Raw genomic sequence first — 12,996 nt, forward strand, 5'->3', positions numbered from 1 at the left:
TCACCGGGGCGATGCGGGCAGACTGCATGGCGGGGCGGCCGCAGCCATGCCGGAGTTATCCTTCTGGCTATTCCACCTGCCTTTTCGCCTACGGAGATCCCCCATGTCCGATGACAGCGCCTTCGACCCCGCCACGCCCCCGCCCTCCAAGCTGACGCAGACCAAGACCCGATGGGCGCAGGACCATCGCCTGCCTGCGCGCCGCGCCGACCGGCCGGAATCCGCGCGGCTGCCGCCGGGCCAGCACCGTACCGAAGACTGGCCCGTGCTAGATCTGGGGGAACAGCCGGTGGTGTCCACCGCCGACTGGCGGCTGGAGCTGTTTGGCGCGGTCGACCATCCGGTGATCTGGGACTGGACGGCGTTTACCGGCCAGACGCAGATCGATGACGTGTCCGACATCCATTGCGTGACCAGTTGGTCGCGTTATGACAACCGGTGGTCGGGCGTGTCCACGCAAGACCTGCTGGCGGCGGTGGCCCCGCACGACGCCGTGCGCCATGTGCTGCTGCACTCGCACGACGGCTACACGACCAACCTGACGATCGAAGATTTTGCGGCTGAAGGGGTGCTGCTGGCGCATTCGTGGCAGGGCAAGCCGCTGTCGTCGGACCACGGCGGGCCGGTGCGCCTGATCGTGCCGCACCTTTACTTCTGGAAAAGCGCCAAGTGGATCCGCCGGATCGAATTCCGCGAGAACGATGCACCCGGGTTCTGGGAACAGCGTGGCTATCACAACCGCGGCAACCCGTGGACGGAAGAGCGCTACGGCTAAGGGGAGGGCGTGATCGCGTCCTCCTCGGCGCCCAGGGGGGACGCGACATCTTCCAGTGACCGCCGCTCGGCATCCACCCCCCATTTCAAGGCGACCAGCCCGGCTGTGATCACGAGCACGGCGGCGATGGCGTAGCCGGTCGTGACGGCAGGCCGGCTGCCCGATTCGATCAGCGCGCCGAACAGCACGGGGGCGACAAATCCGCCTGCGCCGGTGCCCACGGCATAAAATACCGAAATCGCCAGCGCCCGGATTTCGAGCGGAAACACTTCACTGACGGTCAGGTAGGCCGAACTGGCCGCGGCCGACGCCAGGAAGAACACGACCGACCAGCACAAGGCCTGCGTCAGCGCCGTCAGCCAGCCTTCCAGGAACCACCAGCCCGTCAGCGCCAGCGCGACCCCCGACATGCCGTAGGTAAAGGCGATCATCTTGCGGCGGCCTATCTTGTCGAACAGCGGCCCCAGGATCAGCGGTCCCAACACATTCCCCAGCGCGAACGGAAACAGATACCAGGCCACCTTGTCATCCGCCACGCCATAGAAGCGGGTCAGCACCAGCGCGTAGGTAAAGAAGATGGCGTTATAGAAAAAGGCCTGCGAAATCATGAGCCCCAGCGCCACGACGCTGCGCTGCCGGTAGCGCTGGAACAGCAACCGCGCGACCTGGCCTATCGTGGGGGACGCCTGGCGCGTGAAGGTCATGGTGGTGGTGACCGGGGGCAGGGGACCATGCTGGCGTGCGACCTTGGCCTCGATGTCTTCAATAATCCGCAAGGCCTCGTCGGCACGACCGTGGGACAGCAGCCAGCGCGGGCTTTCCGGCACGTCGCGCCGCACCAGCAGGATGGCAAAGGCCAGCACGCCGCCCAGGATGAAACCGGCTCGCCATCCCGTGACGGGTCCCAGCACGGCGGGGTCCAGCAGCACCAGGCTCAACCCGGCGCCCAGGGCCGCGCCGACCCAGAAGCTGCCGTTGATGGCCAGATTCACGCGCCCGCGCACGCGGGCCGGAATCAGTTCGTCAATGGCCGAGTTGATGGCGGCGTACTCGCCACCGATCCCCAGCCCGGTCACGAAGCGGCAGAGCGTAAAGAAAAGGAATTCCTGCGAGAACCCGGTGGCGAGCGATCCCGCCATGTAGATGGCCAGCGTGATCAGGAACAGGCGTTTGCGCCCCAGCCGGTCGGCCAGCCGCCCGAAGACCAGGGCGCCTATCACGGCCCCGGCAATGTAGATCGACCCCGACGCCCCGATCTGCGCCGCGCTCAGCGCCAGCGTGTCGGGCCGTTCCAGGATGCCGCCCAGCGACCCGACCAGCGTCACTTCCAGTCCGTCCAGCACCCACGCGATCCCCAGTGCGATCACGACCCGCCAATGCCAGGTGGACCAGGGCAACCGGTCAAGCCGGGCGGGAATGTCGGTGGTGATCACGGCCATGCGGAACTCCTTGCGCAAGTTTCTGGCAGACTTCACCTTATTCGATGGCCTGCATACAAGGTGTGTGCAAAGCCCGCCACCGCGCCAAGAATTACCGCCAGATGTAACACCAGGAATATCGCTGCATGAAGTTCATACACACGGCCGACATCCATCTCGACAGTCCGCTGGTGGGCCTGTCGGCCTACCAGGATGCCCCGGCCGACCTGCTGCGCACCGCGACCCGCGACGCATTTACCCGCCTGATCGATGACGCCCTGACCGAATCCGTGGATTTCATGGTCATTTCGGGCGATCTGTACGACGGCAACTGGAAGGACTTCAACACCGGTCTGTTCTTTGTGCGCGAGATGGGACGCCTGCGCCGCGCCGGCATTCCGGTCTATCTGCTGCTGGGCAATCACGACGCCGAAAGCGAAATGACCCGCAAGCTGCAGCTGCCCGACAACGTGTTCGTGTTCGAGACGCGCAAGGCCCACACGTTGTATCTGGAAGCGCACAAGGTGGCGCTGCATGGACGCAGCTTCAAGGACGCCGCGACCACCGACAACCTGGCCGCGACCTATCCGGCCTATGCCGAGGGCTATCTGAACATCGGCATGCTGCACACGGCGCTGGAAGGCAATGCGGCGCACGCCAACTACGCGCCGACATCGATCGCCGAACTCGAAGCCAAGGGCTACGAATACTGGGCGCTGGGCCACGTGCATGAACACGTGATCCACCGCGGCAAGTCGACGATCGTGTTCCCGGGCAACCTGCAGGGCCGCCACATTCGCGAAACCGGTCCGCGTGGCGCGGTGCTGGTGACGGCCGAAGGCAACGAGATCCGGTCCGTGGATCGCATGCTGGTCGATGTGCTGCGTTGGCACGCGCTGGACGTGGACGTGACCGAGGCCGACAGTTTCGGGGACGCCCTTGCGGCGGTGGGCCGCGCGCTGGATCAGGTCGTGGCCGACGGCGCGGACGGCCGTCCGCTTGCCCTGCGCGTGACCCTGCAGGGCGCGTCGCCCGCGCACGGCGCGCTGTTTGGCCTGGAAGCGCAGTTGCGCGCTGAGGTCCTGGCGCTGGCCACGGCGCTGGGGTCGGATCGGGTGTGGATCGAAAAGCTCAAGGTGCGCACCACGCCGGCCCGGACGGCAAGCCGGCTGGCCGAACGGTCCGACGCCTTGTCCGACTTGCAGACCCTGCTGGCCGAAGCGCCGCAAAGCACCGAATTCCTGGACAGCCTGCTGCCCGACCTGCAGGCCATGGTCAACAAGCTGCCGCTGGACGTACTGAAAAGCATGCCGGAACTGGAGCGCATCCGCAGCGGCGATCTGTCGGCCTTGCTCGATGACGTCACCCCGGGGCTGCTGGCCCATCTGGCCTCGGCCGGGGAGGCACGCTGATGCGGATCGACCGGCTGGAACTGATTCGGTATGGCAAGTTCACCGACCGCGAGGTCGCCTTGCCGCGCGCCGAACAGGATTTTCATGTGGTGGTGGGGGCGAACGAGGCGGGCAAGTCCACGTTGCGCGCCGCGCTGTCCGATCTGCTGTACGGCTTTCCAAAAAGCCCGCCGCACGCCTTCCTGCATCCGATGAGCGAGTTGCGGCTGGGCGCCGTGCTGCACCAGGGCGGCGACACCCTGCATTTTCATCGGACCAAGGGGATCAAGCAGACGGTGCGCGGTCCCGACGACCAGCCGCTGCCCGATGGCACGCTGACCCCGTATCTGGGCGCTTCGGACCGCGCGTTCTTTGAACAGATGTTCGGCCTGAACCACCAGCGTCTGATCGATGGCGGGCATCACATCCTGACCGCGGGCAGCGACATCGGCCAGATGCTGTTCGAATCGGCGGCCGGGGTGGCCAGCCTGGGCACGGTGCGCGATGCGCTGCAGGCCGAGGCCGACAAGCTGTGGTCGCCGCGCAAGGCCAAGGACCGCGCCTACTACGCGGCGCTGGACGACTATGAAGCTGCCGTCGCCGAACTGAAGAAGCTGACGGTGCGCACCAAGGATTGGGCGGATGCCGAAGGCCAGGTGGTGCGGCTCGAAGCGGACCTGCGCGCGGCCAGGGCATCGCAGGCCGCGCTGACCGCGCGCCGCACCGCGCTGGAACGGATCCGCCGGGTGGCGCCCTATGTGGCCGACCTGCGCAAGCGGCGCGACGACATGGCCGTGTTGGGCAGTCCGCCCGACCTGCCCGAGGACGCGGCGCGGCAGCTTGCCGCGGCCGAACGGGACATGGCCCTGGCCGAGTCCCAGCGCAAGAGCCAGTTGCAGATCGTGGCCGACTGCGACGCGGCCTTGCAGGGCCTGTCGCCCGACGCGCGGTTGATCGCGCTGCACGACGACATCCTTGCGCTGAACGAGTGGCGTCTGCAATACCGCGCGCATGCCGGCGACATTCTGCGGCGTCAGGCCGAGGTGGATGCGCAGTGGGCCACGGCGGCCAAGGCGGCCAGAGAATTGGGATGGGATGCGGCGACCGAGGCCGAGCTGTTGCAGCGCGTCCCGGCCTTGCCGCTGCGCCGATCGCTGGACGGCCTGATGCGCGAACGCGGCGCCCGGGTGCAGGCCGTGCAGGCCGCCACGCAGGCCCTGGACACCCGGCAGCGCGAACGGGACCGGGTGCGCACCCAGCTGGACGCCTTGCCGCAGGGCGACGTGCCGCTGGCCTTGCGTGCCGCCGTGCAGGCCGCCCAGCAACTGGGGGACACCGACGCCACGCAGCGCAAGTACCGGCTGGAAGTGGAACGGCTGCAAGCCCGTGCCGACGCCGCGGGCGCCGCGCTGGGGGCGTGGCGGGCGCCCGTCGAGACTTTGCGGGGGATGTCCTTGCCCCGCCTGGATGCCGTCGACGCCTTGCGCCAGCAGCAGGCCGCCGACGCCGCCGAGTTGCGCGCGCTGGACACGCGTCTGGCGCGGCTGGACGATGATCTGCGCAAGCAGTCTGGCGACGTACAGCGCTACCGGGACACGTGGCAGCCGGTCAGCCGGGACGATGTCCTGGCCGCCCGCCGCCGCCGCGACGACGCCTGGGCCAGGATCACGTCCGGCGAATCGGTGCTGCCGCTGTCCGCCCCGGACTACGAGGCCCTGCTGCGGGAGGCCGACGATGTGGCCGACCGCCGCGAGAACACCGTCCATCACGCGAGCGAACTCAAGCGCCTGCAAGACGATCTGGCGCGCCTGACCGCCGAGCGCGCGCAGACCACGGCGCAGCAGGAACGCCTGCGCGCGGCCGACACGGCGCGGCGGGCGGACTGGGCGGTCACCATCGCCGCCCACGGTCTGCCCGGCATGGCGCCCGAAGGCGTCGCGGATTGGATGGCTGCGCGCACGGCGGCGATCGAGGCGGCCGACGTCCTGGACGATGCCCGCCGGGTGGAGGCGTCGTGGGACGCCGCCGTGGCAGCGGCGACGCAAGACCTGCACGACGCCTTGCGGGATGCCGGGATGCAAGAAGCCGGAACGCGCGGACTCGGGTCGCAGGAAGCCGGCCGGCTTGATCGGCCGGACTCGCTGCCCCGGCTGCTGCTGCATGCCACGGCGCTGATCCAGCAGGTCAACGATGCCCAGGGCCAGCGTCGGGCCCTGGAAACCCAGTGGTCCGACGCCACGGTCGCCGTGGACGACCTGGCCCGCGCCGTGGCAGCCGCCCAGGCGGCGCTGACGGCATGGGAAGCGGCCTGGAAGCACGCCGCATCGGGCGTCGGTATTGCAGCCGATGCCGACCTGGCGCACGCGCAGGCCTCTCTGGAACTGGTCGCCAGCATTGACGCGGCCCTGACTGAAATGAGCAAGCTGCGCATCGGCCGCATTGACACCATGCGTGCCGATCTGGCCAAGTTCGACGCCGAAGCGCAGCGGCTGGGCGGCCTGGCCGGTCTGCCCATCGCGGACCGCAGCGCGGCGGACATCGCCATTGCCCTGCAGCAGCAGGCGACCGCCGCCATGGAACAGCAGGCCGAGGTCAGACGCCTGACCACTGCCCGCATGGCCGCCGCCAAGGCCGTGGCTGACGCCGTGGCCCGGCAGGACGGCCTGGCAGCCACATTGCGGCCCTGGATGACCCAGGCAGGCGCCACCACGCACGAGGAACTGGCGGCAGCCATCGCCCGGTCCGACAGGCATCGCCAACTGCGCGACGCCGTCGCCGCGGCCGAACACCAGCTGGCCGAGAGTGGCGACGGCCTGGCCCTGAACGCCTTGTTTGCCGAGGTGGACGGGTCGGACCCGGCCGACGTGTCGGCGCAACTTGCGCAGCTGACCTCCGAAGCCGATGCGTTGATGGACACCCAGAACGCGCTGTCTGCGCAGCTGTCCACGGCCCAGGCCGCGCTGAACGCCATGGCCGGGTCCGATGACGCCGCGCGCGCCGAAGGCCGCAAGCAGGAATCGCTGGCCCGCATGACGGGCGCGGTCGAACGCTACCTGAAGGTCGCCACGGCCGCGCGGCTGCTGAAGTGGTCGGTGGACCGCTATCGCGAAACGCGGCAGGGTCCGATGCTCAAACGCGCCAGCGACATCTTTGCCGGGCTGACCCTCGGCTCGTTCGAGCTGCTGGCCGTGGACTTCGACAGTGAACCGCTGACCCTGATGGGCAAACGCCCGGGCGGGCCCCTGGTGCCGGTCGAAGGCATGAGCGAAGGCACGCGGGACCAGCTGTATCTGGCCTTGCGGCTGGCCGCGCTGCACCAGCATCTGCAGCACGCCCTGGCCTTGCCATTCGTGGCGGATGACCTCTTCATCAACTACGACGACGCGCGGTCGCGTGCGGGGCTGCGGGCGCTGGGCGACCTGTCGCGGCACACGCAGGTCGTCTTCCTGACCCACCATGATCATCTGGTGCCGGTCATCCAGGAAGTGCTGGGCAAGACCGTGAATGTGGTGGCGCTTTAGGGTAGGCTGGCGTTTACGTTCGCACCGGGATCGCATCACCGATGTTGCCTCTAGACTCTGCCCACCTCTGCATCCGCCCCTTCCGCCAGGCCGACGCCGACGCGTTTGCCGACGCCGTCTTCGAATCCGTGGGGTCGCTCATGGCGTGGATGCCCTGGTGCCATGCCGACTACACGACCGACGAGGCGCGCGAGTGGTTTGCGCTGTGTGCCGACAATCTGCAATCCGAGACCAGCTATGAGTTCGGCATCTTTACACCGGATGGCAAGACCCTGCTAGGTGGCATCTCGATCAACCAGATCAACCGGGAGCACAACTACGGCAACATCGGCTACTGGATCCGGGCGAGCCGGCAGCGCCAGGGGCTGGCGAGCGAGGCGGTCGGGGTGATCGCGGCCTACGGATTTCGCGAGCTGGGACTGACGCGGCTGGAAATCCTGGCCCAGGTGGACAACACGGCCAGCCGGCGGGTCGCCGAGAAAGCCGGCGCCACGTTCGAATGCGTGTCGCGCAACCGGCTGTGGTTCGACGGGCGGCCCTGCGACGCCGCCATGTACGCGCTGATCCCGCCGCCCGACGACCTTTGACCTTACATCGGCGGCAGGGCGCCGTCCTTTTCGACCATGATGCGGCTGGCGGTCGGCTTGCCGTCCATCATCGTGGCGTTCACCACCACTTTCTTGCCGGCCATGACATCGGCCCGTGTGCCGGGGACCCAGGTGATCACCTTGGCGTCAGCCGGCACGGTAATGGTTTGCGAGCCGCCCTTGTAGGACAGCTTCACGTCATTACCATTCTTGCTGTCGACCACGGCGTCCACGTTGGCGTTGGTCATGGTGCTGTCGGCGCCACGGTTCCACTCACGGTGGCCTTCGCCGGTGCCGCGTGCCGATTCCGGAAACACGACGACCTGCATGGCGGTCTGTTTGCCATCGGCTTCTTTCTTGGCGCCAATCCCGACGAACGTGCCGGTCTTGATGTCGGCACGGGTCAGGGGCTTCATCGCCAGCACCGGCGTATTGGCCGGCGCCATGATTTCGACGGTCTCGCCGCTCATGTGCTTGACGGTCAGCGTGGTGGCGGTGGCGGCAACGACTTCACCCGGGACGCGGGTCATCGCCGGCGCCTGGGCCAGGGCGGACCCGGCAGCGGTCAGGCAGGCAACAAAAAGAGCAGCATGGCGAAAGGTCAGCATGAGGATTCCTTGAAACAAGGCAAACAGAGAGGGGCAGGGCGGACGCCACTGCGGATGAGCTGACCCGTTGTAGCCTGAAGCAGGGTGGGCAATGTTAAACATTCTGTTTAACTCTGCGCCTGTCCCCGACAGCGGATCGGGATGGCAGGGCAAAATATCGGCTGCATTCCTTGCCGCCGTCCCCAACCCGTTCATTGCCACCTTGACCCGACCTTTGCGCCCGACTTTGCCGTCCGAATCAGCCAGCGTTGCCGGCTTTCCGATCGACCTGTCTGCCGACGCCCCCACCGTTGCCCGCGCGCTGATCGGCTGCACCGTGCTGGTGGACGGCATCGGCGGCCGGATTGTCGAGACGGAAGCCTATGACCGTGACGATCCCGCGTCCCACACCTTTGGCGGACCCAGCGGCCGCAACGCCGCCATGTTCGGGCCGCCGGGCCATGCCTATATCTACCGTTCCTATGGCCTGCACTGGTGTTTCAATATCGTGTGCCGCGAAGACGGCCACGGGGCGGGCGTCCTGATCCGCGCACTTGAGCCGACCGAGGGCATCGAGACCATGCGCGCGCGCCGCGGCATGACCAACGACCGGCTGCTGTGCGCCGGCCCGGGGCGGCTGACCCAGGCGCTGGCCATCAGCCAGGGCCACTATGGCCTGTCGGTCTTTGCGCCGCCCTTCGCGCTGATCGCGCCATCCGGCCCGGTGGACGTGATCGCGGGTCCACGCATCGGCATTTCCAAGGCGATCGACCTGCCGTGGCGCTTTGGCGAGCGCGGATCGCCCTATGTCAGCAAGCCGTTCAAGCCTGCCACGCTGATCGAGCCGGCCGCCTGAACTTGCCCGGGTCACCGCCGGGCGCTTATATTGCAGGGGGAATATGAAAACCACTTCTTATTATTTCCCGGATTTAGCATTTTTATTGATACTGGCAGCATGTCTTTATTCCATTTGGATCGTTCCACGTTCCCAGGGCCGCAGCAGTTGACTGCGGCCCTTTTCGTCGTGCCTGTGACTCGTCGTTCCGCACCGGTGGCTCGCCGCCATGGGTAATGACGTCCGGGCGGCTGCGCCAGGCGCGCCGCTCATCCGACTGCAGTCGGTCTGCAAGTCCTTTGTGCTTCCCGGCAAACAGATGTTCCAGGCCGTCGATGACGTGTCCCTGTCGATCGCGCGCGGCGAAGTGTTCGGCCTGGTCGGCAAGAGCGGAGCCGGCAAGTCGACGCTGATGCGCCTGATCAATCTGCTTGAACGTCCCGACAGCGGCGCCGTGTATGTAGGCGACGACGACCTGACGCGCCTGTCGAAACGCGCGCTGCGCGACATGCGCCAGACCATCGGCATGATCTTCCAGCAGTTCAACCTGCTGCAGAACGCCACGGTGTTCGACAACGTGGCCTTTCCGCTCAAGATCCATGGCGTGCGTGACAAGGACGCCGTGGCCCGGCGTGTGCGCGAGTGCCTGGATATCGTCGGGCTGTCCGAAAAGGCCGACAGCTATCCGGCGCAGTTGTCGGGCGGGCAGAAGCAGCGCGTGGCCATTGCCCGCGCGCTGGCACCGCGGCCGGCCGTGTTGCTGTGCGACGAACCCACGTCGGCGCTGGATCCGGAAACGACCCGCGCCGTGCTGGCCACCCTGCGCGACATCAATGCCAAGCTGGGCGTGACGATCGTGATCGTGACCCATGAACTGTCGGTGGTGCGGGCGCTGTGCACCCAGGTGGCGGTAGTGGAAGAGGGCAAGGTAGTGGAACAGTTCGCCCTGAGCGATCCCCCGGACACCCCGCGCCGCACGCAGCTGGGCCGCGAGTTGGGCGCCTTGCGCAAGGCGCGGGCGATCGATCCGGAAAGCGGTGACGACGCGGGCCTGACTGCCCACGACCGCCTTGACGCCAGTGATCTGGCCGTGGATACCGAACTGGAGCCGCCCCGTGTCTGACAACATTGTCGCCATCCTGCCCGAGCTGTGGGTTGCCATCGGGCAGACCTTTCTGATGCTGGGCATCGGCCTGAGCGCCGCCATCCTGATCGGCGGCCCGCTGGGCATCTTGCTGTTCCTGCTCAGCCCCGGCCAGTCTTTGGCCAACCGATTCGTATTCGTTGCGCTGAACTGGATCATCAATACGGTCCGGTCCTTTCCGTTCATCATCCTGCTGGTGGCGCTGGTGCCGTTCACGCGCATCATTGCGGGCACGTCGATCGGTCCGGTCGCGGCCGCGGTGCCACTGTCCATCGCGGCCATCGCCTACTTTGCGCGGCTGGTGGAACAATGCCTGCGCGACGTGCCGCGCGGCGTGATCGAGGCGGCCCACGCCATGGGCGCGTCCGAACTGCAGATCGTCTGGCGCGTGCTGATTGTCGAAGCGCGGTCGGGCCTGGTGCTGGCGCTGACCGTCCTGGCGGTGAGCTTCCTGTCGTATTCGGCGATCGCCGGAGTGGTGGGCGGCGGCGGGATCGGCGACATCGCCATCCGTTATGGCTACTATCGCTTCCAGTCCGACGTCATGATCCTGACCGTGGCGCTGCTGCTGGTGCTGGTGCAGATCATCCAGTTCGCAGGCAACGGCATTGCGCGCCGCCTGGACAAGCGCTGAGCCCGCTACCTTGCATCCACTGCCATTCATCTGATTCTTCTTTCTATCGAGACCTTCTTTATGTTTACCGTTCGTCGCAAGCTGTTGTTGTCCGTCCTGGCCGCGTCGCTGGGCACCGTTGCCGTTGGCGCGCACGCCCAGGCCGACAAGAAAGACCTGGTCGTGGGCGTGACCGCCGGGTCCAACAGCGACCAATGGAAGCTGGGCATCGTGCCCTTGCTGCAAAAGAAGGGCTACAAGGTCAAGCTGGTCGAGTTCAACGACTACGTGCAGCCCAACCAGGCGCTGGCCCAGGGCTCGCTCGACGCCAACTTCTTCCAGCATCGTGTCTATCTGCAAAAGTTCGCCGCCGACCAGAAGCTGGACCTGGTGGAAATCGTCCAGGGTCCGATCGCGCCGCTGGGTGCGTATTCGAGCAAGCGCAAGTCGCTGAACGAGGTCAAGGACGGCGATCGTTTTTCCATCCCGAACGATCCCGCCAACCTGGCCCGTGCACTGTTGCTGCTGCAGCAGAACAAGCTGGTCACCATGAAGGCTGGCGTGGATCCGCTGCGCGCGTCGGAAAAGGATATCGACAGCAATCCGCGCAAGCTGAAGTTCGTGCCACTGGAAGCCGCGCAGCTGCCGCGTTCGTTGGGTGACGTCGACTACGCGATCATCACGGGCAACTTTGCCGTGTCGTCGGGCCTGAAGCTGACCGAAGCCGTGGTGCTGGAAAAGACGCCCGACTACTACCTGAACGTCGTGGCCGTGAAGCGCGCCGACAAGGACTCGCAGTGGGCCAAGGACATTACCGAGGCCTACAAGTCGGCTGACTTCAAGGCCGTGGTCGACAAGAACTTCCCGGGCTACGCCAAGCCGTCGTTCCTGCAGTAAGACGACGGCTCGCAATGAGGCGCCAGGGCGCCTGATCGGGTGGGCCGCTCTGGCCGCGCCGCTTACGCGGCGCGCGCCACCCGGTTCTTGCCCTGGTGCTTGGCGGCATAGAGGGCCTTGTCGGCCCGTATCAGCAGGTCGCTCAGGCTTTCGCCCGGCGCCACATCGGCCATGCCGATGCTGACGGACAGCGCGCCGTGCGGCAGGCGCAAGGTGTTGACCGACCGTCGCACCTGTTCCGCAAACCAGTTCAGGCCGGCCGCCGAATCCGCGCGCGCCAGCACCACGAACTCTTCCCCTCCCCATCGCGCCACCAGCTGGTCCTTGCCCAGGTCGGCCAGCACGTTTGCGATCGCGCACAAGGCCTGATCGCCCGCGTCGTGGCCGAAGGTGTCGTTCACCCGCTTGAAGTCGTCCACATCCAGCATCATGACGGCGGCGGCCAGGCCCGGCCGGGGCAAGCCGCGCAGGAATTCCGGCGCGTGGGTCAGGAACGACCGGCGATTGGGCAGCAACGTAAGCGGGTCGGCGTAGGCAAAGTTGGCAAGCTGTTCGGCGCGCCGAAAGGTCTGGGCGCGCTGCGCGGCCGACGCCCGAAAGCTCAGGATGCCGCAGACCATGACACTGCCCGAGATGACAAGAATGCCCGCTTCGTTGCCGGTCATGCTTTCCGGAACGCGGTCGATCGGCGTCAGGATCACCCACGCCGCGGCCATGTTGAACGCGCATTCCAGCCGTGTCTGCATCAAGGGCGCAATGACCACCATGACCGTGCAGCACAAGGCAAGATTCCACAGTTCGTGGGCCAGTTCCCCCGACAGGTAGCCGCGCAGCGCCAGGCTGTAGGAGGTGACATACACCACCTTCCACAGGACAAAGCCGCGATAGGTGGGCGTCCGCGAACAGAACCAGGCGATCAGGCTGAGCGTAGACAGGATGCCCATGCGGGGCACCATGCCGTCGATGGCTGGCGGTTGCGGGAACACCGTGGCGAAGATGCCCAGCCCGATGATCGACAGGATCATCATCGCCACGACGTGGGGGCGCAGACTTTCGGTGGTGTAGGACTGGAATCGTTCCAGGTCGGTCAGCGCTGCCCGCTGGTTGGGGGGAAGCGCAAGAATTCTGTCTGGCATGCCGACACTCGCAAAGGTCAAGGAAGGCCCGGTCGGCGCCTGGCGCAAGGGTATCCAGGGCAAGAACAAAGGCGCAGCGACGCCAATGGATG

11 protein-coding genes are annotated in these 12,996 nt (G+C 66.7%); 8 read left to right on the forward strand and 3 right to left on the reverse strand.

The annotated features are described in order from the left end of the window. The first annotated feature begins 103 nt into the window (after positions 1-103). Positions 104-775 carry a sulfite oxidase-like oxidoreductase gene (locus tag HD883_RS03820; protein WP_179587750.1) on the forward strand — a complete coding sequence of 224 codons (672 nt, stop codon included), beginning with the start codon at positions 104-106 and terminating at the stop codon, positions 773-775. Here HD883_RS03820 and HD883_RS03825 read toward each other — a convergent pair. Further along, a complete protein-coding gene (locus HD883_RS03825; protein ID WP_179587749.1) occupies positions 772-2,214 on the reverse strand; it encodes an MFS transporter in 1,443 nt (480 codons plus the stop codon). The genes HD883_RS03820 and HD883_RS03825 overlap by 4 nt on opposite strands. A 125-nt stretch (positions 2,215-2,339) precedes the next feature. On the opposite strand from HD883_RS03825, the gene HD883_RS03830 reads away from it, so the two are divergent. The 3 genes from HD883_RS03830 to HD883_RS03840 are packed head-to-tail and all read left to right on the forward strand — an operon-like array spanning position 2,340 to position 7,692. Further along, the gene (locus tag HD883_RS03830; RefSeq protein ID WP_179587748.1) at positions 2,340-3,605 is read left to right on the forward strand and encodes a metallophosphoesterase family protein; all 1,266 of its coding nucleotides are present in this window, start codon (positions 2,340-2,342) and stop codon (positions 3,603-3,605) included. Then, on the forward strand, positions 3,605-7,105 hold the full coding sequence (locus HD883_RS03835) for a YhaN family protein (RefSeq protein WP_179587747.1): 3,501 nt from the start codon (positions 3,605-3,607) through the stop codon (positions 7,103-7,105). The genes HD883_RS03830 and HD883_RS03835 overlap by 1 nt, the downstream gene beginning before the upstream one ends. A gap of 41 nt (positions 7,106-7,146) precedes the next feature. Continuing rightward, positions 7,147-7,692 (forward strand): GNAT family N-acetyltransferase, encoded by a 546-nt coding sequence (locus tag HD883_RS03840; RefSeq protein ID WP_179587746.1) that lies wholly within the window; start codon positions 7,147-7,149, stop codon positions 7,690-7,692. Positions 7,693-7,694: 2 nt separating this feature from the next. On the opposite strand, the gene HD883_RS03845 is transcribed toward HD883_RS03840, so the two are convergent. Beyond that, positions 7,695-8,300, reverse strand: a complete 606-nt coding sequence (locus HD883_RS03845; protein ID WP_179587745.1) for a hypothetical protein — start codon at positions 8,298-8,300, stop codon at positions 7,695-7,697. A 202-nt stretch (positions 8,301-8,502) separates the two neighbouring features. On the opposite strand from HD883_RS03845, the gene HD883_RS03850 reads away from it, so the two are divergent. The 4 genes from HD883_RS03850 (at position 8,503) to HD883_RS03865 (ending at position 11,768) form a co-directional block, all read left to right on the forward strand. Beyond that, positions 8,503-9,135, forward strand: coding sequence for a DNA-3-methyladenine glycosylase (locus tag HD883_RS03850; protein WP_257021985.1), 633 nt, complete (start codon positions 8,503-8,505; stop codon positions 9,133-9,135). 208 nt (positions 9,136-9,343) lie between these two features. Beyond that, positions 9,344-10,237, forward strand: a complete 894-nt coding sequence (locus HD883_RS03855) for a methionine ABC transporter ATP-binding protein (protein WP_179587743.1) — start codon at positions 9,344-9,346, stop codon at positions 10,235-10,237. Then, positions 10,230-10,892 carry a methionine ABC transporter permease gene (locus tag HD883_RS03860; protein WP_179587742.1) on the forward strand — a complete coding sequence of 221 codons (663 nt, stop codon included), beginning with the start codon at positions 10,230-10,232 and terminating at the stop codon, positions 10,890-10,892. Before HD883_RS03855 ends, HD883_RS03860 begins: the two co-directional genes overlap by 8 nt. Positions 10,893-10,952: 60 nt before the next feature. Further along, complete coding sequence (locus tag HD883_RS03865; protein ID WP_179587741.1) at positions 10,953-11,768, forward strand: MetQ/NlpA family ABC transporter substrate-binding protein; 816 nt, start codon at positions 10,953-10,955, stop codon at positions 11,766-11,768. Positions 11,769-11,830: 62 nt separating this feature from the next. Here HD883_RS03865 and HD883_RS03870 read toward each other — a convergent pair whose 3' ends face one another. Continuing rightward, complete coding sequence (locus HD883_RS03870; protein WP_179587740.1) at positions 11,831-12,904, reverse strand: GGDEF domain-containing protein; 1,074 nt, start codon at positions 12,902-12,904, stop codon at positions 11,831-11,833. Positions 12,905-12,996: the final 92 nt, after the last annotated feature.

It is taken from the genome of Pigmentiphaga litoralis (genome assembly GCF_013408655.1).
GTDB lineage: Bacteria > Pseudomonadota > Gammaproteobacteria > Burkholderiales > Burkholderiaceae_B > Pigmentiphaga > Pigmentiphaga litoralis_A.

What these genes read in the sequence shown, in the direction of transcription:
- HD883_RS03820 (WP_179587750.1), top strand. Translation starts at nt 104, where the DNA reads ATGTCCGATGACAGCGCCTTCGACCCCGCCACGCCCCCGCCCTCCAAG.
- HD883_RS03825 (WP_179587749.1), bottom strand. Translation starts at nt 2,214, where the DNA reads ATGGCCGTGATCACCACCGACATTCCCGCCCGGCTTGACCGGTTGCCC.
- HD883_RS03830 (WP_179587748.1), top strand. Translation starts at nt 2,340, where the DNA reads ATGAAGTTCATACACACGGCCGACATCCATCTCGACAGTCCGCTGGTG.
- HD883_RS03835 (WP_179587747.1), top strand. Translation starts at nt 3,605, where the DNA reads ATGCGGATCGACCGGCTGGAACTGATTCGGTATGGCAAGTTCACCGAC.
- HD883_RS03840 (WP_179587746.1), top strand. Translation starts at nt 7,147, where the DNA reads ATGTTGCCTCTAGACTCTGCCCACCTCTGCATCCGCCCCTTCCGCCAG.
- HD883_RS03845 (WP_179587745.1), bottom strand. Translation starts at nt 8,300, where the DNA reads ATGCTGACCTTTCGCCATGCTGCTCTTTTTGTTGCCTGCCTGACCGCT.
- HD883_RS03855 (WP_179587743.1), top strand. Translation starts at nt 9,344, where the DNA reads ATGGGTAATGACGTCCGGGCGGCTGCGCCAGGCGCGCCGCTCATCCGA.
- HD883_RS03865 (WP_179587741.1), top strand. Translation starts at nt 10,953, where the DNA reads ATGTTTACCGTTCGTCGCAAGCTGTTGTTGTCCGTCCTGGCCGCGTCG.
- HD883_RS03870 (WP_179587740.1), bottom strand. Translation starts at nt 12,904, where the DNA reads ATGCCAGACAGAATTCTTGCGCTTCCCCCCAACCAGCGGGCAGCGCTG.